Origin of the sequence: Bartonella sp. AA83SXKL (assembly GCF_042196965.1) — a bacterium.
GTDB lineage: Bacteria > Pseudomonadota > Alphaproteobacteria > Rhizobiales > Rhizobiaceae > Bartonella.
This window is the reverse complement of sequence record NZ_JBHIRG010000191.1, coordinates 449-704: the sequence shown is the minus strand read 5'-3', so window position 1 is coordinate 704 and position 256 is coordinate 449. Positions and strand designations below refer to the sequence as shown.

At 37.1% G+C, this 256-nt stretch carries 1 pseudogene; it reads right to left on the bottom strand.

The features are described 5' to 3' along the window. A pseudogene (locus ACFINO_RS10545) lies at positions 1 to 256 on the bottom strand (phosphatidylcholine/phosphatidylserine synthase); the annotation flags it as partial.

The following is a 256-nucleotide window of genomic DNA, read 5'->3' as shown; positions in this document are numbered from 1 at the left end:
AAATACCTGTTACTGAAATTCCCATCTTAACCCAAAATGGGGCATTCAGTTGGTAAAAAAATGCAGCAACACCAAAGGAACACCATAAAAGAAAAATTGGAAAATTAAGCCTACGCAAACGGATGACCCTTACTGGATGGATGAAATAAATGGGTAAAAAAGATATGATTGCTGATAAGACAATAATGGTAAAAGTGATCCACTCCCCTGGTCTTACGACAAAAAGCGTAAAAACCATCATATTCCAAACGACAGG